Raw genomic sequence first — 26,243 nt, forward strand, 5'->3', positions numbered from 1 at the left:
ATACTTTCATCTAGAAGGTATCTACTCTTTTTGTTTTATCAAAACGGATCAAAGTACGTATATTCTGTTACTCCACCTGGAACGGGTTTACTGATACGAGTTAGTTCATCAACTATTTTCTTAGCATCTTCACCAAATACTGGAAGAGGCTGATAGTTGTTTTCTGTTGTGCTACCATCGGAATTTTCGTAAGTAGGAACAATGGAAATATTTTTTAAAACAATTTTATTAGCTTCTTTTGTAAAACGCAATTGGAACATCGAGGTCATCCTTGAAAGGAGAGTTGGGTCCGCGCCAAAAGCAAAATCGCCCATACTGTATACAATATATTTATCTTTATATTTTTCGACACTTTCCAGGCGGTGGGGATGAGCTCCCATAATTATATCAGCACCAGCATCTAAAATAGCATGTCCAAATTGAGTTTGGTAGTTTGTTGGAGTTTCACGATATTCGACGCCCCAGTGCATATTAACAATAACGAGCGTATCTTCTTTTTTATATTTTTTAACGTCTTTTACAATTCTTTCAAGATAGGCTGGAGACTGTTGACTCATTCGGCAATCGTAACCAAGCATCACAGTTTTCATTCCTTTAATCGTTGTTTCAAGCGGTGCATCGGAATTAAAAACAGGAATATTATTATCTTTGAAAGCTTTTAAAGTATCATCATAGCCAACTTGAAAGTAGTCTTTAGTATGATTATTTGCAAGATTCGCTGCGTCCACGCCACTCGCTGGTAAAAAGGCTACATGGGCTGGATCGCTTTTAATGCGCCACTTTTTATTTTCAGCTTTCGTAGCATTTGTAAAAGCACTTTCGGCATTAATTACTGTAAAGTCATCAGATTTAAACCAGGGAAGACAATTTTTAAATACATACGTATCAGTACCGTTATTTTTTTTGAATACATTATCAAATTTTAGGTTTTCTGGTGTTTCTGGATAGGTGCCAAATGAATTATCACCAACCATTGTTAAAGTAACGACACCGTTTTCTTTTAATCCTTGCTCGTTAGTCGCTGCTGCTGCATAAAACCAATCATATTGGCTTGTTTTTTCTATTTCAGTTAATTTTTGTTCGCTTAAAAGAAAGTTAGGATATACTTTTCCAAGCGCTTTTTCATCAGCTTTCCCAGTGCTATATGATTTTACGGCTTCTAAGCATGCTTGCAGGTTTTTGATATAGTCACTAGATTCATTTTTTTCGGTAGAATAGTTGTTCAGCTCTTTAATTAATTGATTCAACTCAGAAAGGGAAGCTTTGTCGGCTCCTGAATTTGCTAGGGAACTTAAGGTTTTCTTCGTTTTTGCTGAGATTGTTTTGAGATTAGCAGGGCTTATTTTTTTTTGAGTGGTGGTTTGGGTATTATTTTGTTCGGGTTTGTGGGTGGAATGAGTAATCCAAAAAACTCCTGCTATCAAGATAAATGCAAAACCAATGATAATAAAAGTAAGTTTCTTCAACTAGATGTCCTCCAAGGTTCCATTTTCTCTAAGTATATCTATAGTTATTTAGAAATACAAGATTCTTTTTAAAGTAAAAGCCCAAAATAATTTGGGCTTTTACGGTGATTTTTATTTAGAACCTTTTTCTACATAGCTTAAATCATTTACTTCGCCAATAGTGAATTTACCATCTTTGTAAGTGATTTTTGTAACACTTGCATTTTTAATTCCAGCTGGTGGAAGTTTATATCCAGGTTCAATTGTATCAAGAAGCGCGCCAATACTTAAGCCATGGGAAACTAGTAATACATTGCTGTCTCCATTTTTGCTTTCTTTCTTAGCAACTTCTGTTAAACCATCTTTTAGTCGAGCTTGGATAGTTGCGTAATCTTCTGCAGGCCAGTTTTCGCCTTCTTTTACGCGAGTTTTATCAAGAGCAGCTACACTATCCGCAAATCCTTTTGGAGAGATACCAGCTTTTTGCCATTCTTCTAAAGTTTTACCTTGGCTTTTCGCAATATCAGTCCACATATTTTCATTTAAATCGCCTTCATAAGAACCAAAATTAAATTCGCGGAAACGTTCATCTGTTTCTACTTTTTTATCCGCAGATTTAGCACTTTCTTTCAAAATTAAGTTTGCAGTTTGGATGGCACGACCGCTATCACTACTATATGCAGCAGAGAAGTCAACGTCTTTCAAGCCTTTACCAGCACTTTTTACAACGTCTTCCCCAGCTGGAGTAAGAACTGCATCTGACCAACCTTGTACACGGTCAGTTGTATTTAACATTGTTTTACCGTGACGTACAACATAAAAAGTCACAGTACCATCTTTTTTAGTTTCTTTGGATGCTTTGTCTGCGTTTGAGTTATTTCCACAACCCGCAATTAGTAGTAATGCACAAAACACCATCATTAATTTCAAAATATTTTTCTTCATCTTATTCTCCTTTTTGTTAGTATTTAGCAAAATAAAAACCTAGATAAATCGAAAAATAGCCCAAAAAGCCAATTCTCCATTTATCTAGGTTATGCCCAAGTTGGTAACATTCCTGAATAAGGATATTTATTTATAGCTCGATTTTAGCATGAACGGAAAGCGTTTACAAGTCTGTTTTTAGTAAATTTTAAAAAATAAATGAATCTTTGGTGGATAAAGTGGCTTAAATGCTAGTGGTTTAACGTGTTAATTAGTTGGAAAATTTACTGTATTTTACATTTTAAAGATGTCTGAAGTATTACTTTTGATGCTTTATTTAGTACAGTTTGCGTTGTGTTTATTTGCTAAAGGTATTTAAGAATTAACTAGCTTGAGACATAAAAAAGACCAGGATATAAATCCTGATCTTTTCAAAACTCTCTCTAAACCAACAAAACCACAACCAACGCCAAAACCGCCGGCAATCCCTGCTTCACCAAAATCCCCTTAGAAGAAGTCGCTCCGCCAAACAGCGCCGCTACAACCACGCAACTCAAAAAGAAAATCTGCACAGTCTCCGCCATCCCTGCTCCCGCGAAAAATAATCCCCACACAAGCCCTGCTGCAAGAAAGCCATTATAAAGCCCTTGATTCGCAAATAGTGTCTGTACTTTCTTATTCGCAAGTAGTTCCTTCTCGACACCAAACGTCTTGGCTGCGAGGTTGGTATTGGCGAAAAACATTTCTAAAATCATTATATAAATATGCTCGATCATTACGATGAAGGTTAAAATAAATGCTAAAATGGCCATAAATAATCCCTCTTTTCTACTCCGAAGTATAGCATAGCTTGTAAATTTTTCGTAAAAATAAAGCTTGAAACGTTGACTTATTGGCAAAATCTCCGTAATATCAAACGTAGACTACTTATTTTTGGTCTGAGAAGGGGGAAATTATATGCAGCAAGAAGCAACAGGTGGGCAGAAGATTCGCCCAATACCGATTATTGCCTCATTTTTGATGGCTGGTTTTATTGGACTATTCAGTGAAACTGCTCTTAATATGGCGCTTAGTGATTTGATACAGGTGTTTGATATTAGTTCAGCGACAGTGCAGTGGCTTACGACAGGTTATTTGCTAACGCTTGGAATATTAGTGCCGATTTCGGGATTGCTTTTACAATGGTTTACAACACGAGGATTATTTTTTACAGCAGTGAGTTTTTCGATTGCAGGTACGCTGATCGCGGCGCTTTCGCCAACGTTTGCGATGTTAATGATTGGACGCGTAGTGCAAGCAGTAGGTACGGCGCTATTACTACCGTTAATGTTTAACACGATTTTACTGATTTTCCCAGAGCATAAACGTGGCTCAGCAATGGGGATGATCGGGCTGGTAATTATGTTTGCACCAGCAGTTGGTCCGACAATTTCAGGACTAATTTTAGAAAACTTAACTTGGAACTGGATTTTCTGGATTTCCTTGCCATTCCTTATTATTGCGTTATTATTCGGAATGAAATTTATGCAAAATGTTTCGGTTGTTACGAAGCCGAAAATTGATATTTTATCGATTATTCTTTCGACGCTAGGTTTTGGTGGAGTCGTATTTGCCTTTAGTAGTGCGGGAGAAAATGGTTGGGGAAGCGCGACGGTATTAGTTTCAATTATCGTTGGTGGAATTGCGCTTGGACTCTTTGTTTGGCGCCAACTAACAATGGAAAAACCTTTGATGGACTTGAAAGTATTTAAATACCCAATGTTCACATTAGGACTTATTTTAGTATTTATCAGCTTTATGATGATTCTTTCGACGATGATTTTACTACCGCTATACTTGCAAAATAGTTTAGCACTCGCGGCGTTTTCAGCGGGACTAGTTTTACTTCCGGGTGGGGTGCTGAATGGTTTAATGTCACCATTTACTGGGCGTTTGTTCGATGCATACGGTCCACGCGCACTTGTTATCCCAGGGTTTATCGTAGCGGTTATTGCACTATTTTTCTTAACGAGAATAGAAGTTGGAACATCTGCATTAACTATCATCGTGCTTCATTCAGTGTTAATGATTGGGATTTCAATGGTCATGATGCCAGCACAAACAAACGGATTAAACCAATTGCCGCCAAAATTATATCCTGATGGCACAGCGATTATGAACACATTACAACAAGTTTCCGGCGCGATTGGAACGGCTGTTGCGATTACGATCATGTCTGCCGGACAAAAAGCGTATATGGAAACGGCGCAAGGAATGGGACCTGAACAAATGGTCGCTTCACTGACAGCCGGAATTCAAAATGCTTTTGTTTTTGGACTGATTATGGCTTGTATTGGTCTGCTGTGTTCGCTCTTTATTCGAAAAGCTAAATAATAAAGTGAAGAGAACTTCTCGTAATGAGAGGTTCTTTTTTGTTTTGACAAATGGGTTCTGAGTGGTTAAAATAATATTAAATATAGTTTATAAAGTTTGTTTAATAACTTTACGAATGGAGCGATTGATAATGGCACTTCCTCGTGATTTAAAAGAGCTGAATAAGAAAAATATCAAGTCAATTTTACGGCAACAAGGTGCAATGACAAAAGCGGAAATCGCCGAAGTGACTGGGCTTAGTGTAGTTACAGTGAATAAGTTGATTCGTGATTTAGTGGAAAATGATGAGATTTTAGAACAAGATAATTCAGTTGCGACTGGCGGAAGAAGAGCTGTTTCGTATAAAATTAATCCTAATTTTCAGCAGGTGTTAGTTATTAGTTTGCAAGAAAAGTGGAAGAAAATTACTTATTCTTTTTCGGTCTATAATTTGCTTGGTGAGCCGGAGTTTGTGGAGGATATGTCTGGGGAGGATTTGGACATTACTGCGCTGAAACGGAATACGAAAGATCTTGTTTGCGCTTTTCCGAAGATTTCTTGCGTTGTAATTGGGGTGCCGGGAATTGAGATTGGCGGTAAGCTGCGCGCGATGGATTTTCCGCTACTTTTAAATGTGCAACTACGGGAGACTTTGGAAGCGGAAGTGAATTTGCCGGTGTTGGTTGAGACGGATACAAATGCGGCGATTTTAGGGTATAAAAATCGGCCGGTGAAAGAGGAGAATATCGTTGGGCTTTATTATCCGGAGCGTTTTCCACCGGGTGCGGGGCTTTTGATGAACGGAGAGATTTTGAAAGGGCAGAATGGGCTCGCTGGGGAGATTAAGCATATGCCGTTACAGGTGGACTGGGATAATTTTGACTTTTCGGTCGATGAAATTAAAGCGCATATTCGTAAAATGGTGCTCCTCACGATGAGTTTTTACGATCCGGAAACGATTGTGCTCTATACAAATTTTTATTTTGGGCAGAAGGATTTTACCGAGGAACTGACGGAAGAGTTGAAGCAAGTTTATCCGTATGCGACTTTGCCGAAAATTGTGTTGTCGCGTAAGTTTACGACAGATTATCGGATTGGGCTTTTGGCATTTGGGATTGATTATTTGGAGAATAATATGACGGATTGGCGGATATAACTTTGGAAAGAAAATGCTCTAGATTTTTAGAGCATTTTCTTTATTATTCAACAAATAATTTTAAGTCTATGAAGAAAAGAGTAATAAAATATAGTTAAGTAGCTGAATTGATATAATTTTTAAACAATAACTTTAATACGTGATATAATGACAAGTGTAAATGCAATACTTACACTGAAAAACAGCATAAGCTAAATTTTTTATGGGAACTATGAAGTATGATATAGAGAGAATTACAGTAATAGTTCATAACAAAATTGCGAAAGGACGTATTTATGTGGCAGAAGCAAAATTTGAAGCAGCTTTAATTAAAAAGCTTGAAACTGAAGGGTGGACTTATCGGGAAGATTTATCCAATGTTAGTATTAAAAAACTTGAAGAGCATTGGCGTGATATCTTAAATGAAACTAACGCACATAAACTCAATGGAGTACCATTGTCAGAAATTGAGTTTGGATTAATCCTTCAAGAATTACAACGTATTAGAACACCGTATGATGCTCAATTATTATTAGTGGGTGCAGGTGGAGTAGGTTCAATTCCTATTACTCGTGATGATGGTTCAAGCTTGGAAGTTGAAATTTTTTATGAAGATGATGTAGCGGGGGGGCGCTCTCGGTATGAAATTGTCAATCAAGTAAGATTTGATAATCTATCTGAAGGATTAACAACAAAACGTATAATTGATGTAGCTTTACTTATTAATGGAATTCCGGTAGTACATATTGAAGAAAAAGATGAGCATTTGCAAAATCAGTGGCGAGCTTTTGAACAACTCAAAGGTTATCATGGTGACGGACTGTATAAAGGATTGTTTGCTTTTGTACAAGTTCAAGTTATCATGAGTCAACATTCGGCACATTATTTTGCTCGTCCAAATGCATTTGAACAATATAATAAAACTTTTGTGTTTGGCTGGCGGGACGAAAATAATAAAGATATTACGGATGCATTTGAATTTATTCATCAAGTAATGAGTATCCCTGCTCTCCACCGCTTAGTTACAGTTAATATGATCCCGGATGCGTCAAATGATAACATAATGGTAATGCGCAGCTACCAAATTCAAGCAACAAGGGAAATTTTACAACGCATGAAAGAAATGGAAGCAAGCGGACTTGTGCAAAAAGAGGGCGGGTATATATGGCATACAACTGGATCAGGCAAGACAGTTACTTCCTTTAAAGTTGCACAACTCTTAGCATCTGCGCCTAGAATTAAAAATGTACTATTTATTGTGGATCGTATTGACTTAATAGATCAAACACTCGAAAATTTTAAAAGTTTCGCATATGCTCACTTTAAAAATCGCATTAAGAAGGTTAATGGAAGAGAGTTAAAGAGAGAATTAAAGAGAAAAGGCTCCTCGCAAATTTTATTGATTTCAGTTCAAGGATTGACAAAAGCTGTTAAAAAAGGTTTAGAAAATGACGACTGGAATGTCATTATTATGGATGAGGCGCACCGAAGCGCGAGTGGAGAATCTGTAAAGTTAATCAAAAAGGCCCTCAAGAAGACAACTTGGTTTGGGTTCACGGGTACTCCGAACTTTTACAGTGATGAAATAAATGATGTCAAAACAACTCGAGAAATTTCAACGCATGATATATTTGGCAAACGACTACATACATATACCATTAAAGATGCTATTGGCGACGGAAATGTCTTAGGATTTGATGTAACTTATTTCAAACCTCATTGGGTGGTTGAACATCCACAAGAAGACTTTTCTGAAAAAGACTATGAAAAAGAAGTTTATCAAAGTGATGTCTATCGTCAAGAAGTCGTAAAAGATATCCTTGATAACTGGACGAAAACATCTAGTGGGGCTTTAATTGCAGGTAAACGTGAAGAGAATGCCTTCCAAGCGATGTTTGCAGTGTCAGGTAAGCAAGCAGCTGTGAATTATTATAATATTTTCAAATCGAAAGGATCTCATTTAAATGTAGCAATGACATTTTCACGTGATGAGTCTAATGAACATGGTACAAAGGAACAAAATGAGGCGCTTAAAATTGCGATTAAAGACTATACTGAAAAATTCAATGTTCCAAGCATTTTAGACGCAAAGGATCCGGCTCGAGCTTACATGTTAGATATAACTAAGCGATTAGCACGTAAAAGACCATATAATCAAGGTAAAGAAAAAGATAGATTAGATTTAGTAATTGTTTCAGATCAGCTTTTAACGGGCTTTGATTCAAAGTTCATCAACGTAATCTACATGGACAAAATGCTCAAAGAAGGAATGCTAATACAGGCGATTTCTAGAACGAATCGAACTTTTGACCTTAACAGCAAACCACATGGGAAAGTACGTTTTTATCGCCAAGGTGATGAAATGCGCGAATTTGTTGAAAATGCGCTACGTATTTATACGAGAGGTGGCAATGATACTCTTCAAGAAGCGGAAGAGGAGACAAAAAATCAGCTACCTAAAGATTTAGAAAATGACGATATTCTTGCAAAGCCCCAGAGTCATCAAATCAACGAACTAGAAGAAGCTGTCTTAAGATTGAAAGAGCTTGCTGGCGATGATTTTAGTCAAGTTCCACGAGGCCAAAATGATCTAAAAGAATTTGTTGGTCTTGCTTTAACTACTCAAACCAGGATCCAGCAATTAATACAGCAGGGTTACGAGCTAGGAAGCGAGATTGAGGAGCTAAATGAACAAGGTGAAGCGACTGGAAGAATGGTTCGTTTGAACATTTCAAGTATTGATGAATTTGGTGCTTTACAAGCTCGTTTATATGATGCTAAGGAGAAATTACCTCCTGAGGAACGTCCAGATCTCACTGAAATAAAGATTGGAATTGAATTTTATCATCACGAGATAATTGACTACGATATGCTAGTTGAGCTTCTGAATACCTTTATGGATGAAAAAAATAAAAGTAATAAAGATGCTATCGAAAAACACATCGTACCAATGGATGAAGAAAGTCAACATGAAATCCATGGGATCGTGGATGATATTGAAGCAGGTAATATTACAGAACATTTTACAACCGATTCTCTTCAGGAAACACGTAAGAAATACCGTACTGAACATCGAGAGCTTAAAGTTCGCCGTTGGGCAGCTAACCAAAAAGTCAATGGTAATCGTATTGTGGAAGCTTTCGACTTATTCTTACCAGGGCATACGCTCATTGATAATCCAAAGCTAGCGGATATTGTGCGTGAGATTGAAGAAGAGGAAAACATCGGATTTTTTGAAGCCTCAGATTTTGAAGAAGAGCTAATGGCATTCTTCAATTCACTATAAGCAAATATGAGTTTTATTTATAATAATAGAAAGAAGGAAAGAACATAATGGCATTATCAACTGAACAAAAAACAAAAATGTGGGCAATGCTCAACCAAACACGCGGTCAAATTGGTTTAACTGCATATAAAGACTATATCTTCGGAATTTTGTTTTATAAATACTTATCTGAAAAAGCAACACATTGGCTAAATGGCGTATTACGCGGGGAAAATTGGGAGAATGTTTATTCTCAAGATTCCGTAAAAGCCTTAAATTATATGAAAAAGAATCTTGGTTATGCGATTCAACCAAATGAATTCTTTGTAGACTGGAAAAAAGCAATTGATACGGACCGTTTCAATATTGGGATGATGACAGATACATTTACGCATTTTAATCAACAAATTGCATTTGAAGCGAAAAATGATTTTGAAGGAATTTTTGATGGTATGCGCTTTGATAGTGCGGATTTAGGTGCTAATGCACAAGCTAGGGCTAGTGTCATGATTTCTATGATTGAATTGCTATCCTCTCCAGAATTTGATTTATCTGGTAGTAATGACACAGTTTCAGATATTTATGAGTATCTAGTTGCACAATTTGCTACTGTCCTAGCATCTGATATGGGACAATACTATACACCAAAAGAAATATCTAATGTAATGGCTCGGATTTTAACTTTTGGCCGAGAAGATATGGAAAAATTTTCTATCTTTGATCCTACTGTTGGTTCTGGTTCACTTTTACTTACAACAGCAAGTTATATGAAGAACTCAGGTAGACGCGGAGTGATAAAGTATTATGGTCAAGAAAAAGATGCAACGCCTTACCGCTTATCAAGAATGAATTTGATGATGCATGGTATTGAATATAATGATATTAATATTAATCATGCGGATACACTTGAAAGCGATTGGCCAGATGGGGTAGTGGATGGAAAAGATACTCCTCGAATGTTTGATGCGGTAATGGCGAATCCTCCTTATTCAGCACATTGGAATAATAAAGATCGTGAAGATGATCCAAGATGGCGGGAATACGGTGTTTCGCCTAAGACAAAAGCTGATTATGCCTTTTTATTACACTGTTTGTATCATTTAGAAGATAATGGACGCATGGCGATTATTTTACCACATGGTGTATTATTCCGCGGAGCTTCTGAGGGGCGGATCCGAAAGGCTTTAATTGATAAGCACCAGATTGAGGCAATAATTGGTTTTCCTGATAAGTTATTCTTAAATACATCGATTCCAGTCTGTGTTGTTATTTTAAGAAAGAATCGTATTGAATCAGACATTTTATTTGTTGATGCGAGTAAAGGATTTGAGAAAATTAAAAAGCAAAATAATTTACGTTCTGAAGATGTGGAAAAGATTGTTGATACAGTAATTAACCGTAAAGAGATAGAGAAATACTCACATGTAGCAACTTTGGATGAAATAAAAGAAAATGATTATAATTTAAATATTCCTCGATATGTAGATACTTTTGAAGAAGAGGAGGCTATTGATTTGGTGGCACTTGGTAATGAAATGGTTACATTAAATGCCGATATAAAAAAAGCCGAGACTGATTTTCTTGGTTTATTAGATGAATTAGCCGTTACTCCGGATACGAAGGAAATAATTGAAGCTACTAAGGCGGTATTTCGATGAAAAAATTAGAAAAAAGCGTGCCAGTAATCCGGTTTAAAGGCTTTTCTGAAGCTTGGGAACAGCGTAAGTTGAGGGATATTGCTAATTATCGAAATGGAAAAGCTCACGAACAAGTTGAAGATGAAGATGGGAAATATACAATTATCAATTCAAAATTTATTTCAACTAATGGAAAAGTTCAACGATATACAAATGAACAAGTTGAACCAATCTTTGATGGAGAGATTGCCATGGTGTTAAGTGACTTGCCAAATGGTAAAGCACTGGCAAAACTCTTTCTTGTGAAAGAAGATGGTAAATATACTTTAAATCAACGAATTGCTGGTATTACTCCAAATGAAAATATTGATCCAATATTTTTGAATTTCAGAATGAATCGAAATAATTATTTTCTAAAATTCGATAGTGGTGTTACTCAAACAAATCTATCAAAATCACAAGTTGAAAATTTTATTGCTTTATATCCAACTTTTGATGAGCAATACAAGATTGGTCTATTTTTTACTCAGTTAGATGACACTATCGCTCTTCATCAGCGTAAGTTAGATACTTTAAAGCTGATGAAGAAAGGACTCTTACAGCAAATGTTCCCAAAACGTGGGGAGAATATTCCTAAGATTCGGTTTGATGATTTTGATGATATTTGGGAACAGCGTATACTCGGAGAATTTCTCAAAGAAAGTAAGATTAAAGGTTCAAATGGTAGTCTTGCGAAGAAATTGACCGTAAAACTTTGGCGAAAAGGAGTAGTTCCTAAAGAAGAGATTTATACAGGCAGTTCTGCTACTCAGTACTATATTCGAAAAACGGGACAATTCATATATGGAAAGTTAGACTTTTTGAATCAAGCATTTGGTATTATACCACTTGAGTTGGATGGCTATGAATCAACTCTTGATTCTCCAGCATTTGATATTGAAGAAAGCATAAATGAAACATTTTTATTAGAGTACGTATCATTGGCACGCTTTTACAAATATCAAGGAAATATTGCTAATGGTTCTAGAAGAGCAAAGAGAATTCATACTGATACTTTTTTTGAAATGCCTATTCCTTTGCCCAATAGTAATGAACAACAAAAAATTGGAACTTTTTCCCGACAAATTGACGACTTAATTGCCCTTCAGCAAAATAAACTTGAGAAACTCTCTTCTCTAAAAAGATTCTATCTAAAGAACATGTTTATATAATTCAATATTTACACTTATATCAACTCCTAAGATAATAAACAAAGGTGATTAATTCATCTATTATTATCTTAGGAGGTTTTTTATGAAAGCGAGAAAGAGAAAAGAACAAACATTTCATGAGTATTTTAAAGAATGGGTAGATCTTTATAAAGTTGGAGCAATACGTTCAATTACCCTGCAGAAATACTATGTAACAGAACAAAAAATTCAAGAACTTGTACCAGATTTAAAAATAAAGGATCTAGATCGTTATACTTATCAACAACTGCTAAATAGTTATGCAGTTACTCATGAGAAACAAACTACCATGGATTTCCATCATCATCTGAAAGGGGCTATTTTAGATGCTGTAGATGAAGGTGTGATCAGTCAAAATCCCACAAGGAAAATTGTGATTAAAGGAAAAACACCTCGACCTAAAAAAGCAAAATTTTTAAATCAATTTGAAGTACAAGCCTTATTAAAAGAATTAAATTTAAAGGAGGATATAAATTGGGATTGGTTTATTCTATTAATCATTAAAACTGGGCTTCGATTTTCAGAAGCATTAGCTCTAACCCCTTCAGACTTCGATTTTTCCAAACAAAAAATTATTATTAACAAAACCTGGGATTACAAAATGGTTACTGGTTCTTTTCAGCCGACAAAAAACGAATCTTCCAATAGAAAGATTCAAATTGATTGGCAATTAGCAATGCAATTTTCCCAGTTAATTAAAATGAAAGATCCAGATAAACCGATTTTTGTTAAAAGCAGAGTATTCAATTCTACAATTAATAATCGTTTAAAGGTGTTGTGTGAAAACGCAAATATACCAACTATCACAGTTCATAGTTTACGACATACCCATGCTTCTTTACTGTTATTTGCTGGAGTTTCAATTGCAAGCGTTGCGAATAGGTTAGGGCATTCAAGTATGACTACTACTCAGGAAACATACCTTCATATTATTCAGGAATTGGAAAATCAAGATAATGATAAAATTATACGCCATTTATCAATGTTAATGTGATAATAAATCCCCACTTAGCTTTATCTTAGCTAGGTGGGGATTATTTTATATAAACATATTTTGTAGATAAGCTTTTTTTAATTCTTTAATTCTACCTAGTTTATTTTGAAGAAGATTAATAGTAATATCTATTTTATTCAGAAATTCAGCTATTTTCTTTTGCTCCTCTATTGATGGTACTGATATTAAAATATCCTCAAGATACGAATAATAAAGATTGGATACATTTCCACCTTCAACTCTTTTTGCAAATTCGTACTTCATTTTACTTCTAAAATAGTATGCAATAAACAAAGGATATTGCTCTGTATTATAAACCGATATCATTTCGCCGATAGCAACATTGGAAATCGAAAGCCAGCTACAGTTGGCAAAATCCAAGGGATTTTCACCAACTCGTGGAACTAGCACTTCATTTCCAGAACTAAATTTTAAGTTGCTTTTATCAATATTTGTATAGGAGTGTACAATGTCAATTTCCGGTCCAAACTTTGTATACAATTCCCCATACCTTACACATGGTGTAGTTGCATCTTGAGCCACAGACCATTTCGGAGCACTCTTTCCATAATAGAAATAACCATATTCTCCTATCTTACGCTGTTCCCATTCTTCGTAAAAACTAGTAAATCGGATCTTAGGCTTCTTCCTATTATTCTCTGGGAATATTTGTTGCGAGAATGCTTTCTTCATCAGCTTTAAAGCATCTAACTTACGCTGATGAAGAGCGATAGTGTCGTCGAGTTGTTTGAAGAAGGTACCTATTTTTTGTTGTTCAGTTAAATTTGGGGGTATTTGAAACTCGCGCTGTTCAATATGGCCTTTTGTAACATGTACCATAGTAGTTCCATTTGTACTTTGTTTGATACGTTCTTTATCAGTTATAAGCCAAGTATATAAGTACTGTTTAGATACATTTATATTCATTATCTTAAGTTTCCAAATATGATAATGGTATATCACTTTTTCCTGATTCCAAATTTCCGGGCCAAAGTTTGTAGCCCATAAATAAAGCAAATCACCCCTGTTAGCATACTTATTTTCTTCTAATTCTAAATCAGAATAGTACCATCTATCATTTGTATTAAAATTACCTACACGTAATACTTTATACTTACCTTTATCAAGTAATTCTTTTTGGGAATAAGCTCTGCCATTAAGGAAATTCACATCTTCCCCTAACTTACGCTGTTCCCAAGCTCGAAATGGTAAGTTAAAGTAGTGATAAAATACATAAAAAAGAGGCAACACAAGCTGCCTCTTTCAAAAAAATATATTACTTAAAAATATCTGTATCTACATTCCACTTATTTAAAGAAATTCGGTAAATACTCTTTATGCGCTTCTAACATTTCGTCCAGCATTTCGCGGGCTACAGATTCGCTTGGAGTTAGTGGGTTGATTGTCATTGCAAGGAGTGCTTTGTCGTAATCACCAGTAACTGCTGCTTCGGCTGTTAGGCGCTCGAAAGTTTTGATTTCTTGGATGATGCCGTTGATAGCGATTGGAAGGCGTCCGCTTGCTAGTGGAATTGGGCCTTGGCGAGTGATAACACAGTTTGTTTCTACTGCGGAATCAGGGTCAATATCAAGGATGGCACCATTGTTACGAGTATTAACGATTTGAATGTCGCGTTTGTCGTTATAGATAGAGTTAATTAGGTTACATGCTGCTTCACTGTAGTAAGCGCCGCCGCGTTGTTCTAATTGTTTTGGTTTTTCAGCAAGTTCTTCTTGTTTGTAAAGCTCGAAAAGTTCCGCTTCTACTTTTTTAACAACTTCTGCACGAGTACCATGTTCTGCGTATGCGCGAGCTTGGTCTTCCAGTTGTTGTTTTGTTTGCCAGTAGTAGCGCAAGTAGTCGATTGGAATCATATTAAGTGTACGTAAGAACGTTTTGTCCCAACCAGTTGCATTGATATTTTTAAGGCTTGAGCCAGCTTCATCTTCTGTCATTTTGAAAACAACATCTTTTGTTACGTCTTTGCCATTATGGTAAACAGTTTTCGCGAATACCATGTGGTTTAGACCAACGAATTCTACGTAAATTTCAGAAACGTCTACGCCTAGAGTTTCAGCGATGTTACGTTCGATGCCGATAGGGCCGTTACATAAGCCGACAACTTTCTTTTGGTTACTGTAACGAAGAACGGCTTCTGTTACCATTCCTGCAGGGTTAGCAAAGTTGATTAACCAAGCATCTGGGCAAAGGCGTTCCATATCTTTACAAATATCTAAAATAACTGGGATTGTGCGAAGTCCTTTGAACATGCCGCCTGGTCCGTTTGTTTCTTGACCAACTACGCCATATGAATTCGGGATGCGCTCATCTTTCACACGTGCGTCTAATAAACCTACACGTAATTGTGTTGTTACGAAATCTGCGTCTTTTAAAGCTTCTTCACGGTCTAATGTTAAATGTACTTCCATGTCAACGCCAGCTTTTTCTACCATACGTTTTGCTAAATTACCAACGATTTCTAATTTTTCACGGCCAGCTTCTACGTCTACTAACCATAGTTCGCGAACTGGTAATTCGTCTTGACGTTTAATAAATCCTTCGATTAGTTCGGGTGTATAACTTGATCCGCCACCAATAGTCGCGATTTTAATACCTTTAGTCATTATTTATACCTCCAAGGATATTTTTTTGAAAAGGCTTACTTAATTGTTAGTTGCCTTTTCTTCTCACAGTTATAGTATAGGAATTTTATGAAAAAATAGCTAGTATTTGACGAGCTTTAGGTAAGGATTTTCTAAGTAGGAACTTGTCACATTTGAGTAACGAGGTGTTACATGGTAAAATAAAGCGAAAAGAGGTGCGGAAATGCTTTTTTTGGATAAAAATTTGGAATTAAATGATACAGAATTAGATATTTATAATTATATAGTGGCAAATTTAGAGAAAGTTGTTTATATGCGAATTCGCGATTTGGCGACGGAAGCGCATGTGAGTACGACGACGATTCTGCGTTTTTGCCGGAAATTTGGTTGTAATGGTTTTTCGGAGTTTCGGGTGAAATTACAGCTTTATTTGGAAGAGCAGAAGTTGGCGCAAATTGATATGGCGGATGAAACGACTTATATTGATTTTCTGAAACGGACGGCGCAACCTGAGTTTAAAGCGCAAATTCAAAACGCAGTGGAAATTCTTCGCGACCGTGAACTGGTTCTATTTGCTGGGGTGGGTTCATCGGGCGTAATCGCTGAATATGGCGCGATTTATTTTTCGTCATTATTCACGTTGGCGCTACATATTGAAGATCCGCTTAACCACCCGTTTTACCATTTATCGAGCAAATTATCCGATAAAATCTGCATGATTGCGATTTCGGTGGAAGGGGAAAATGAAGACATCATCAGATATATTCACCAATTGAAGGCGCAAAATTGTAAAGTGATTTCGATTACAAATAGCGCGAAATCGACCATCGCGAGGCTATCTGATGCGAACATCGCTTATTATATTAATAAGGAAATGTATCAGGAAGCAAATATCACGTCCCAACTACCGGCGCTCTATACAATTGAAAATATTGCCCGGGAAATAAGAACCCAAATTGACAAAGAAAAAATGTAAAAAGCTAAGTTTTGCTTGGATTTCCGAGCAAAACTTTTTTTGTAACAAAATTGTCACTTACGAAGAATTTTTTATTTTGCTACGATAGTTCTTTGGAGGTGAAATTATGTACAGTAATAGGAAAGAGAAAGTCGTTTTTACACTTATTATGTGTTCTTTGATGATTTTATGCATGAGCTCTTATAATATCTTTCTTGAAAATGGTATTGGCGCGGATTCTTTTATGATTATTCTAAAAGCGTTTGTTCCGTTTCTTTTTATTGGATTTTTATTAGACTTTTTTGTAGTAGGAAAAATCGCGTCTCGTCTGCACTCCCTTTTGGTAAGTGAAGATGCTTCGAAATTTAAAAAGATCATCATGATGCAATTGTTAATGGTTACGTTTATGTGTGTGCTTATGTCGACCCTTAGCCTGATTGTAAACCAAGGCGAATGGAGTCATCTAGGTATTCTTATTTTACGCAATTATTTTGTTGCTTTATTTTTGCAAATTTTTATCGTGTCACCGTTTGTGCGATTAATTAGTCCGCGGATTTTTGCCCTTTTGTAAAAATGAAAAAACGCTTAGTCGAGTTTAGGCCCGGCTAAGCGTTTTGTTATTTATGTTCGGCATAATAAGCATCGAGCGCGTCTTCCACGGTTTTCTTCGTGTAGCCGTTATCGATAATGTAGCCAAGATCATGTTTTCTAAAGCTTGTTTTTAAATGGTCAATGAGGTCAGCGAAGTAATACTCGATACCTTTATCATCCAGCCATTTGAGTAAGTCTTTCATAGATTCGGTAGCGGTTGTATCGATATTAATAATCGCACTCGCTTCAAAAATGACTAGTTTTGTATCATCTTGGACTGCTTCTTTTAAGCCATCTGCGAATTTATTAAAGTTTCCAAAGAAAAGGGAAGCGCTATAACGATAAATAACTACATTTGGAATTGGTTTGGCTTCTGGTTTACGTTTTAAGTCAAAGTAACCATGGCGCCCGTCAATAACACCAAGAATCGCAATTGGTGATTTCATTGAGCGGCTGACTACATTGATGAACGATAAGAAAATCCCAAGTAGTACCCCGAAAATTACACCTACTAAAAGTGTTCCAAGAGCGGCAACAATCCAAACGGTTGCTTCACGACGAGAAACTCTGAATAAACCTTTTAACACATCTACATCAATAATGCCCACAAGTGCAGCGAATACGATACCTGAAAGAACTGGTTGTGGCATATAGTAAAGTAAGCCACTTAAGAAGGCAACAATCAGTGCGATAATAGTTGCGGCAACGATCGAAACCATTTGTGTTTTACCACGAAATTGCTCGTTTGCAGCTGTTCTTGATACGCTGGCACTCGCCGGGGAACAACCAGAAAACGCAGCGACGAAATTAGAAATACCGTAAGCAAATAACTCACGATTATCATCAATCGTATATTTGTTTCTCATTGCAAAACTTTCACTTGGTAATAGTGAACCGGCAAAGGTAGCGATAGCACAAACTAAACCGCCACCAATCGCAAGTGCCCATGAACTTGCCCCAAAATCAGGAAGGGCAAGGGAAGGGAAACCAACCGGGATTTTACCAACAATATCTACATTATATTGGTCGAGTTTGAAGAAATAAGCTGCCATTGTTCCTAGTACTAAGACAACAAGTGACATCGGGATTTTTGGAATTACTTTTTTACAAGTTATGACAATGATGATTGTAACGATACCCATTGCAAATGAAATCCAATTAGACTGGAAAAATTGACCGAAAATAATACCTAAACTAGAAAAGAAACTATCTCCGCTTTCTTTAAGTCCCATTATTTTTGGGATTTGCCCCATAATAATGGAAACACTAAGTCCTGAAATGAAACCACTTAGAACTGGAGCAGATATGTATTTTGCAAAACGACCTAATTTTAAGATGGAGAAAAGTACTAAAAAGACCGCACAAAAGAATGCTAGAATCGGGGCGAGTGCGATGGCTTCTTTGGATCCTGCTGCAAGTCCAGCTGTTCCTAAGATAATTGACCCAGTAATGGCGCTAGCTGTCGCATCAATCCCAAAAATTAATTGCGGCGAACTGGCAAAAATAACATAAGCAATAACCGGTAAAAATGATGCATATAAACCATAGATGGGTGGAAGTCCAGCTACTTGCGCGTATCCCATTGCAACCGGAATTGTCAGTGCAGCAACCCCAACACCTGAAATAACATCATTCCGTAAATAGGATGCTTTATACCCATTTAATGAAAGCAAGATGTGTTTAAACATAAGTTCCTCCCTTTAAAACATAGTAATTTTCTTCTTCTATAATATTATTTAAATCTTATACTATTTACCCTGTTATAAGTTATACCAACCCTATTTTGGTGGATTAATTAAAAAAAACGCGATTTTCGTTAAAAAGAAAATCGCGTTTTTTTTAATTGTTTTTGGCATAAATCGCCATAGCTTCTTTCAGAAAAGCAGAAAGGCCATCACCAAACTGGTCGATATTTTTAGTGAAACGTTCATCTGCCACGTACATTTCTCCGAGTCCTGCAAATGCTTCAAGCGAGTATAAATTCCCGTGAGTATCATTTAAATATTGAAAAAACTGGTGGACTGCTTGTTGGGCTTCATTTGATTCTGGGGCGGATTTTCTAACAGCGGCCAATTGGCGAAATTCTGCATCAAAACTTTCTTTTATAGCCATTTGTTCTTTTTCATTCATATTAGTGATTTTTTCATTTGCTTGATTTACAACTTTATCTCCCCAAAGTTTTCGTGCTTCTTCTTCATATGGATTAGTTGAAAAATCGAAGCCAGTAAATTTTTCTTCATTCGTCATAATTATTTCTCCTTTTTCGTTCTTGATGGTTTGGTCAAGGGTTTCGAGCATCGCTTCAATTCGTGTTTTTTTCTCTATTAATAAATGGCGTTGCAAGGATAAAGCGACTTCTTTATCAAAACTAGGGTCATCAAGAATTTGCTTTATTTTTTTCAAAGGGAAATCGAGTTCTTTAAAGAAAAGAATTTGTTGTAATTTGTCGACATCTTTTTCTGAATAAATACGATAGCCGTTCCAGTCGTCTTTTTGCGGGACGAGTAGGCCGATTTTATCGTAGTGATGCAGCGTGCGCACACTTACACCAGTGAGTTCAGCTAATTCTTTTGTTTGCATGAATGATTCCTCCTTCTGATTTCAACTATAAAGTATGACGCGACGTAGTAGTCAAGAAAGTTTTTTTGTTTATTATAACTCTTTTAGTGGAAAAGTGTTGCTAGTAAATAAGTTGTTCGCGTTAATTGTAATAAAATAAATAAAACCATGGAAAAACTTATGACATTCTCGTATAATGGAGTGTAAATGTGTCTAATTTGTGAATGGAATTAGCGGAAATAAAAAGGGGATAGCATCATGACGGGGAAAATAAAATCCATTAGTACGTGGCTATGGCATCATCTAACACCGCAAATATTTGCGGTTATTTGTGTTTTTATTATAACTATTATTGCGCTTTTTGTGCCACCTTATATTGGTATGGCTGATAATGGAGACTTTTTTAGAATATTCTCAAGCAATGGTTTATTTGTAAATAATGCTAATTATGACGCGTTACAATTTGGACATTTTGTGAAGGAGTTCGGGATTTATCAATATTTTAATGAAAATCAAGTTGCGATTTACTCCTCGCAAAGTATTTTTATTCAAATTGCGCTTCTTTTAAATAAAATTTTTTGGTCAACAACTGTTTTTGATGTACGTTTTTTAGGTGCTTTGCAATTAGTGCTTCTTTTGCCAGCGATTTACTTATTAGTGGCTGGTTTAACGGCAAAAATGAAAGGTTGGCCTGGTTACGTTATTGCTGTGCTAACTGTATTTATTTTCGCAGATACCGCTTATACAGCTTATTTTAATTCGTTTTTTAGTGAAGGACTTATTTTGATTATGATGCTGTATATTTCAGCGGGATTTTTACTTTTATATCAGCATAAATATAATGATTATGCGATGTTAGGCTTGATTTTTGTAGCGTCCCTTATTTTAATTACGGCCAAGCAGCAAAATGCGCCAATTGCGGTTGTGATTGCAGTTTGCGGTATACTCGTGTTTTTCATCCGGAAAAATCGCGCGTTTCGGATTTCGGCAGCGGCTACTTTTTTTGTTATTTTCATGAGTGGTGTAGTGATGTACGCATTCATTCCAGGAGAGTTTGTCACGATAAATCAGTATCAAACAATGACTCGCGGTGTGTTGCTTGATTCGGAAAATCCGGAGAAATCACTTGAGGAAATGGGAATGAACTCTGAATTCGCTTTGCTTAAAGGAACCAACTTTTATCAAAAATATAAAATGATTGATTTAGATTCGAAATTAATGGAACAGGAATTTTATCCGAATTATAATTTTGTCACGGTTTTAAGTTATTATTTGGAAAATCCGAAACAATTTGGGAAAATGCTTGATTTATCCGCGCAAAATAGTTTTTCGATTCGACCATTTGAAATGGGCAATTTTGAAAAGGCGACAGGTTATAAATTTAAAGAGAAAACGCATTTTTTCTCGGTCTACAGTGATGTGAAGGAAAAATTTGCTCCAGAGAAATTCACGTTTTTGATTTTATGGGCGCTTGTTTTTCTGATTGGATATGGTGTGAGTGCGTTTAAACATTTCCGCGAAAAGAACATTCGGGGAACGCTACTGTTTGATTTAGTCGTTTTACTGATTGGCTCAGGATTTGCAGTGATTTTAGTAACAATTGTTGGTGACGGAGAAGCGGATTTAACGAAGCATAATTTCCTGTTTAATGTTTGTTTTGACTTAACGATGTTGATTGGAGCGGCTTCATTACTCGAATTTTATTTGAAGAAACGAGGTGAGCGGAATGCGTAAAAAAATCATTATAAGTATTCTTTTTGCTTGCGTCGCTTTCGTAGTAAGCACCCATCCTCAAACAGCAAAAGCAGATAGTGATGTGGTCGTTTTTTATGATAGTTTGGCAAAAGGGACGGATAACGAAGGGAATATGGACTCGCTACTTCGAATGTTAAATAGTTTGGGAAAACGGGTGACGATTTACGCTTGGGAAGAGAATCCGGATCTAAGTCAAGCGAGCGAAATTATCGTACTGCAAAATAAAAAGGACCAATTAACGGATAAATGGACCGAGAAATTAGCTGAAAGTAAGGCGAAAATTGCATATATAGGTGCAAATCCACCAACTTTCTTAGCGAATAAATTGCAGTTGCAAACAAAAGCGATTACAGATACTTCCATCACTATTAAAACCGAGGCAGGACTAGCGGGAAAACCTCAGTTAGTGAACGAAACAAATTTAATTACTTCCTATAAAGGAGAAGCGTTAGGCGAAATGGATGCTGCGGAAAATGGCAAAGCAGCATACGGTATTCGAGCTGGAAACTATGCATATACGCCAATATTTCAAGCAAATAATACGAGTGAATTTGCGTTGATGGATTTACTCAAAGCAGTATTTGAAATTAAAACTACGACGAATCAATATGCGCTTATAACCGATGTAAACCCGTTTGTTGATTTTGATTTACTTAAAAAAACGGCAGACACATTTTATGAAAAAGGAATTCCTTTTATTATAAGTGCTGGGCCGGTTTTCTATAATCAAGATTTTCAAGCAGCAAAAAATTATGCGGAAATTTTACGATATGTGCAAGCAAAAAATGGCACTATTATGATGGATGTTCCAGTCGTTACGTACGGTGATAGTCCGCCGGGAGACCTTGAAAACATTATCCAAAAATCGTTACATTTTTTTGCAGACCATGATATAGCGGCGCTCGGTGTGACAGCAGAGCTATATTGGAATTTTGATAAAGTATATGGTACTGAAGGCTTTGAACCATTTAATACAGGAATTTTACTACCAAACCAAAAAATTATTCATACAACGAAAAAGAACAACGGTAGCGCTTTTGAAAAATCACCATACAGTGTAGCAAATGATTTTTATGAAACGACGACAAGCGGAAAAAACTTTCCTGTTGATATAGCAGTGACTTATTCATTTTTCCAGAATGAGAAGGAGTTAAAGGCTGCTGCGAACAATCTAGCAAATGAAAACATTAGTGACTTCAGATATAAAGATCATCAAGTAAAAACAAATAAAGACACAATCGAATCAAATGCTGGCTCGCTTTATATCAATAATCAGTCCGTAACGCTAGATGGTGATTTAAAGTATATTAAAACAAATAAAGATAAAACTAAAAAACAAGCTGGTAGTTTAGAAGGATTTTTCGGCTATCAAAATACATTTTTCACGATAATTATTGTACTTTCTCTTGGAATTATTGGTGTTTTATTCATCTTTGGATACCGGCTTTATATGAAAAAATATATGAAATGAGGTGAAATAAATGGTTGTTGCAGATTATTTAGCATTATTCGCGGTGGTTTGTATCTGGGGACTTTTACTAATTAATATTGTATTAATCGTTGCGGGATATATCTATTATTTGAAAAACGAAGCGCGTAAGGTGCCTGAAATACCAGCGGAAGTACCATTTGTTTCTGTCATGGTGCCGGCCCATAATGAAGGAAAAGTAATCGTGAAGACCGTAGAATCGCTACTGGCTTTTGATTATCCGGTCGATCGTTACGAAATTATTGTCATTAATGATAATTCGTCTGATAATAGCGCAGAACTTCTAGCAGCTATTCAAGCAAAAAATCCAACCCGTCAGTTAAAAATAATTAATACTGATAACGTAACGGGCGGAAAAGGAAAATCGAACGCCCTCAATATCGGATTTGCGGAAAGTCGCGGCGAACTGGTGGCAATTTATGATGCCGATAATACGCCAGAACGACAAGCGCTACGAATTCTTGTCGGCGAGATTACCAATGATGCAAAACTCGGTGCGGTCATTGGTAAATTCAGAACGCGGAATCGAAATGCGAGCTGGTTAACGCGATTTATCAATATCGAAACATTAAGCTTTCAGTGGATGGCTCAGGCTGGTCGATGGGCGCTATTCAAACTGTGCACCATTCCCGGTACCAATTTTATTGTAAGAAGATCGCTCCTAGAAGAAATTGGTGGTTGGGATGTGAAAGCTGTCGCTGAGGATACCGAGATTAGTTTTCGGATTTATATGATGGGATACCGCATCAAATTTCAAGCGAAGGCAGTTACTTGGGAGCAAGAACCACAAACATTGCCGGTCTGGTTTAAACAGCGCTCAAGATGGGCGAAAGGTAATATTTATGTGATTTTAAAAAATGTTCCACTCCTTTTCAAACGAGAAGGTAGACGCGTTCGCTTCGATATTTTGTACTTTTTATCCATTTACTTTTTATTATTAACTTCCTTGATTGTTAGTGATGTTTTACTTGTATTATATGCGCTTGGACTTGTACATACGACGCTTGCTGGCCTTAGCGGGGCGCTTTGGTTGCTTGCTATTTTACTTTTTGTCGCTGGTACTTTTATTACGCTCACCACTGAAAAAGGGGAAATTAGTTTTTCAAATCTATTATTTATTATGTTAATGTATGTGACTTATTGCCAACTTTGGATGGTGGTCGCCGCATATGGGTTCTTTATTTTCTTAAAAGATACTGTACTAAAAAGAGAAACCAAATGGTATAAAACCGAGCGTTTCTAAAAAGGAGAGTGCCTAATGAAAAAATTAGCTGTTATGGGGCTGCTTGTTTTCGCCGTACTATTTCTGTATAGGCCAGACGTTTTCGCAGCAGATAAAAATTATCAAACGGTTTTTGGAACAGATAAAACCGCTCAAGGGAAATTCACGACAACGAAACAAAACTTCACTGTGGAGAATTATTGGGACGTGTCAAACGCAAACGTGAAACTTGTATACACGATTACCCAACTGAGCGAAAGAGAAGTTTCAACAATGACATTAAAAATTAACGATGTTGCCTTTTACTCATTTAAACCTGATAAAACCGACAAAGGAACGAAACAAATCGAAGTTGAAATTCCAAAAGATAAACTAAAAAAAGGTGTGAACGTTCTATCTATTGAAAGTTTTGTCTACACCGATTTACCAGATGGTCGTTGTACGATTGATGATACGCCTGCCAATTGGCTACAATTCGACAAAACCAGCGCGGTAAACGTTTCTTATTCTGATAAAGCTTTCCAAAATACGGTCGCTGATTTTGGCGAACGCTTCACTGGAATTGATACTGTGAAAAGTGGGCAAGGCGCGGTAGCTGTCCTCAAAAAAGCCGGCGACGCAGAACTTGGCGCAGCGCTTGAAGGCCTTTCTGGATTTTCAGCAGCGAATACGTTAGAAGATAAAAATATCACTTTTGGTCAGTACGAAGAGGCAAAAACGCGCGATGGCAAAAACTATATCGTTCTTTTTTCCAGCTATGACAATTTACCAAATGACATAAAATCACAAATTAAAGACGATCAAAAACTAGAAAAGCAAGCACTTTTCCAAGTTGTGAAAGTAGGAAACACAAACACACTCGTGATTACCTCTAACTCAAATGATGCCCTTAAAAAAGCAGGGAAATTAATTGCCAACCAAAATTACTTAAGTCAACTCGGAGCAAATACTAAATGGCTAACAACGGATGAACAAATTGACACGCCAGCCAACAATATTGATAAAAATACCAAACTCACAACAACTGGTGATAAACTAAAAGGAATTGGTCACATCACGCAAGATTATTTCATCAGTATGCCTGCAAACCGAAGCGCCTCAACAGGAACGGAGATATCGCTTGATTTCAGATACGCCCAAAACTTAGATTTTGAGCATTCCTTAGTAACAGTTTTAGTCAATGGAAAACCAATCGGTAGCCAAAAACTTTCTGCCAAAAAAGCAAATAGTGATAAAGTAACGTTCCAAATTCCAAGCGATTTAAATGTAAAAGGTGATTTTTCTGTTACAGTTGCCTTTGATTTAGTTTTAACAAATAATTATTGTGGTTTTATTGCAGATTCCGAAATTCCTTGGGCGTATATCACACCAGAATCTACCATTAACCTGAATACAAGCGAAGAAACAGACTTGTTATTTGAACAATATCCATACCCATTCGTTGCTGGTGGAGATTTTAACAATGCAGTTGTCGTTGTTCCGGACGAATTAACAACCGAAGATACGGATTCGTTAGCAAATATTTTCAATCTATTGGGTCGCTTCCATGATGGAAACAGAGGCAATCTAACTGCCGTACATGCGACAAACTGGAAAAAGCCAAAAGAAGGCTCGAACATTATCGCAGTGGGCACAATGAATAACAATCCAGTCATAAAAAATGCCAATGATGACTTATATTTCCAGTACAACAAATCAGGCAGTTATTTCCTTTCCAACGAAAAAATCTCGATTGAAAAAAATTACGGTAAACAACTCGGTAGTGTACAATTGATTACTTCTGGTGGCGTACCCGTTCTCGCAGTTACTGGTCCGGGTGCTAAACAAACAGAGCTTGGTTCTGATTTAATCGCCACAAAAGCTAATTTAGCTAAAATCTACGGAGACGGAGCGATTGTTGATAATGACAACACGATCCACTCTTATAGGTTCAAAAAAGCAGCAGATGCAAAAGAAGAAAGTTTTGGGACAAAAATTAGTAATAACAAAGAAGTAACCGTGTTTGGGGCCTTCGCGCTTCTTACAATCGTTATCCTAGTTGTCGCTGTCCTACTAATCTTGCGTAAATATCGCCGGAGCCGGAAGTGA

The 26,243-nt window shown here is 36.5% G+C and carries 19 protein-coding genes; 12 read left to right on the forward strand and 7 right to left on the reverse strand.

Going from position 1 to position 26,243, the window contains the following annotated elements; all coding sequences use genetic code 11:
* Window positions 1-38: 38 nt before the first annotated feature.
* The 3 genes from PQQ29_RS02935 to PQQ29_RS02945 all read right to left on the reverse strand — a co-directional run bounded on the left by PQQ29_RS02935 (window position 39) and on the right by PQQ29_RS02945 (window position 3,181).
* Window positions 39-1,466 carry a CapA family protein gene (locus PQQ29_RS02935; protein ID WP_187984004.1) on the reverse strand — a complete coding sequence of 476 codons (1,428 nt, stop codon included), beginning with the start codon at window positions 1,464-1,466 and terminating at the stop codon, window positions 39-41.
* A 111-nt stretch (window positions 1,467-1,577) separates the two neighbouring features.
* Window positions 1,578-2,390 (reverse strand): histidine phosphatase family protein, encoded by an 813-nt coding sequence (locus PQQ29_RS02940; protein WP_112120127.1) that lies wholly within the window; start codon window positions 2,388-2,390, stop codon window positions 1,578-1,580.
* Window positions 2,391-2,812: 422 nt separating this feature from the next.
* A complete protein-coding gene (locus PQQ29_RS02945) occupies window positions 2,813-3,181 on the reverse strand; it encodes a DUF1304 domain-containing protein (RefSeq protein WP_003731264.1) in 369 nt (122 codons plus the stop codon).
* A 145-nt stretch (window positions 3,182-3,326) separates the two neighbouring features.
* Here PQQ29_RS02945 and PQQ29_RS02950 point away from each other — a divergent pair, with 145 nt between their 5' ends.
* The 6 genes from PQQ29_RS02950 to PQQ29_RS02975 all read left to right on the forward strand — a co-directional run bounded on the left by PQQ29_RS02950 (window position 3,327) and on the right by PQQ29_RS02975 (window position 12,981).
* Window positions 3,327-4,742 carry a DHA2 family efflux MFS transporter permease subunit gene (locus PQQ29_RS02950; protein WP_003770629.1) on the forward strand — a complete coding sequence of 472 codons (1,416 nt, stop codon included), beginning with the start codon at window positions 3,327-3,329 and terminating at the stop codon, window positions 4,740-4,742.
* A gap of 130 nt (window positions 4,743-4,872) precedes the next feature.
* Window positions 4,873-5,877 carry an ROK family transcriptional regulator gene (locus tag PQQ29_RS02955; protein WP_187984005.1) on the forward strand — a complete coding sequence of 335 codons (1,005 nt, stop codon included), beginning with the start codon at window positions 4,873-4,875 and terminating at the stop codon, window positions 5,875-5,877.
* A gap of 277 nt (window positions 5,878-6,154) precedes the next feature.
* On the forward strand, window positions 6,155-9,142 hold the full coding sequence (locus tag PQQ29_RS02960) for a type I restriction endonuclease subunit R (RefSeq protein ID WP_010990461.1): 2,988 nt from the start codon (window positions 6,155-6,157) through the stop codon (window positions 9,140-9,142).
* Window positions 9,143-9,189: 47 nt separating this feature from the next.
* A complete protein-coding gene (locus PQQ29_RS02965; RefSeq protein WP_010990462.1) occupies window positions 9,190-10,779 on the forward strand; it encodes a type I restriction-modification system subunit M in 1,590 nt (529 codons plus the stop codon).
* The gene (locus PQQ29_RS02970; protein WP_010990463.1) at window positions 10,776-11,969 is read left to right on the forward strand and encodes a restriction endonuclease subunit S; all 1,194 of its coding nucleotides are present in this window, start codon (window positions 10,776-10,778) and stop codon (window positions 11,967-11,969) included. The genes PQQ29_RS02965 and PQQ29_RS02970 overlap by 4 nt, the downstream gene beginning before the upstream one ends.
* An 82-nt stretch (window positions 11,970-12,051) precedes the next feature.
* Entirely contained in the window at window positions 12,052-12,981 is a 930-nt protein-coding gene (locus PQQ29_RS02975) for a site-specific integrase (RefSeq protein WP_010990464.1), read from the forward strand.
* Between the two features lie 45 nt (window positions 12,982-13,026).
* On the opposite strand, the gene PQQ29_RS02980 is transcribed toward PQQ29_RS02975, so the two are convergent.
* Together PQQ29_RS02980 and PQQ29_RS02985 are read right to left on the reverse strand one after the other, a co-directional pair.
* Window positions 13,027-14,232 carry a restriction endonuclease subunit S gene (locus PQQ29_RS02980; protein WP_233444722.1) on the reverse strand — a complete coding sequence of 402 codons (1,206 nt, stop codon included), beginning with the start codon at window positions 14,230-14,232 and terminating at the stop codon, window positions 13,027-13,029.
* Window positions 14,233-14,288: 56 nt separating this feature from the next.
* Window positions 14,289-15,605, reverse strand: coding sequence for a 6-phospho-beta-glucosidase (locus tag PQQ29_RS02985; protein ID WP_010990466.1), 1,317 nt, complete (start codon window positions 15,603-15,605; stop codon window positions 14,289-14,291).
* A gap of 202 nt (window positions 15,606-15,807) precedes the next feature.
* Here PQQ29_RS02985 and PQQ29_RS02990 point away from each other — a divergent pair, with 202 nt between their 5' ends.
* Window positions 15,808-16,560, forward strand: coding sequence for a MurR/RpiR family transcriptional regulator (locus tag PQQ29_RS02990; protein ID WP_003760613.1), 753 nt, complete (start codon window positions 15,808-15,810; stop codon window positions 16,558-16,560).
* A gap of 106 nt (window positions 16,561-16,666) precedes the next feature.
* A complete protein-coding gene (locus PQQ29_RS02995; protein WP_187984008.1) occupies window positions 16,667-17,110 on the forward strand; it encodes a DUF2798 domain-containing protein in 444 nt (147 codons plus the stop codon).
* Window positions 17,111-17,156: 46 nt separating this feature from the next.
* On the opposite strand, the gene PQQ29_RS03000 is transcribed toward PQQ29_RS02995, so the two are convergent.
* Entirely contained in the window at window positions 17,157-18,818 is a 1,662-nt protein-coding gene (locus tag PQQ29_RS03000; protein ID WP_010990468.1) for a SulP family inorganic anion transporter, read from the reverse strand.
* A 151-nt stretch (window positions 18,819-18,969) separates the two neighbouring features.
* Complete coding sequence (locus tag PQQ29_RS03005; RefSeq protein WP_010990469.1) at window positions 18,970-19,710, reverse strand: MerR family transcriptional regulator; 741 nt, start codon at window positions 19,708-19,710, stop codon at window positions 18,970-18,972.
* Window positions 19,711-19,947: 237 nt separating this feature from the next.
* Between PQQ29_RS03005 and wsfD the strand changes: the two genes are divergently transcribed.
* The 4 genes from wsfD to PQQ29_RS03025 are packed head-to-tail and all read left to right on the forward strand — an operon-like array spanning window position 19,948 to window position 26,243.
* Window positions 19,948-21,423, forward strand: a complete 1,476-nt coding sequence (wsfD, locus tag PQQ29_RS03010) for a glycan biosynthesis hexose transferase WsfD (RefSeq protein ID WP_003770640.1) — start codon at window positions 19,948-19,950, stop codon at window positions 21,421-21,423.
* Window positions 21,416-22,915: a DUF2334 domain-containing protein gene (locus PQQ29_RS03015; RefSeq protein WP_010990470.1), complete on the forward strand. Its 1,500-nt coding sequence runs from the start codon at window positions 21,416-21,418 to the stop codon at window positions 22,913-22,915. Before wsfD ends, PQQ29_RS03015 begins: the two co-directional genes overlap by 8 nt.
* 10 nt (window positions 22,916-22,925) lie before the next feature.
* The gene (locus PQQ29_RS03020) at window positions 22,926-24,176 is read left to right on the forward strand and encodes a glycosyltransferase family 2 protein (RefSeq protein ID WP_003765592.1); all 1,251 of its coding nucleotides are present in this window, start codon (window positions 22,926-22,928) and stop codon (window positions 24,174-24,176) included.
* A gap of 15 nt (window positions 24,177-24,191) precedes the next feature.
* Window positions 24,192-26,243: a cellulose biosynthesis cyclic di-GMP-binding regulatory protein BcsB gene (locus tag PQQ29_RS03025; protein WP_010990471.1), complete on the forward strand. Its 2,052-nt coding sequence runs from the start codon at window positions 24,192-24,194 to the stop codon at window positions 26,241-26,243.

This window comes from Listeria innocua, from assembly GCF_028596125.1.
Lineage (GTDB): Bacteria > Bacillota > Bacilli > Lactobacillales > Listeriaceae > Listeria > Listeria innocua.